The following is a 252-nucleotide window of genomic DNA, read 5'->3' as shown; positions in this document are numbered from 1 at the left end:
CGTCCAGCCTTCACCAGCTCGACCATTTGCGCCCGGAATTCCGCCGGGTACGGGGTACGATGCTTGCCCATAATCGGCACCTCCTTCTCCAAAGGATAGATGTCCGTTTTTCTGGGTCAACTTCACTGCACAGCATGCGGGGAATTCCTAACGGACGCTTCTTGCCATTGCTCTTGGGGATGTAAATACGTCGAAGCGGCAACGCACGGTAGCCGTGGTGTTGCATCGCCTCCATCCCTTTCCATTTGGCCG

General features: G+C 56.3%; 1 pseudogene. It reads right to left on the bottom strand.

Annotated features, from left to right (window positions below):
* Positions 1 to 133: 133 nt before the first annotated feature.
* Positions 134 to 252: pseudogene (locus tag FSO04_RS48990) on the bottom strand (reverse transcriptase N-terminal domain-containing protein); the annotation flags it as partial.

This window comes from Paraburkholderia madseniana (assembly GCF_009690905.1).
Taxonomy (GTDB): Bacteria; Pseudomonadota; Gammaproteobacteria; order Burkholderiales; family Burkholderiaceae; genus Paraburkholderia; species Paraburkholderia madseniana.
Note: the sequence above shows the minus strand (reverse complement) of the source record. Positions and strands in the feature narration are given on the sequence as shown.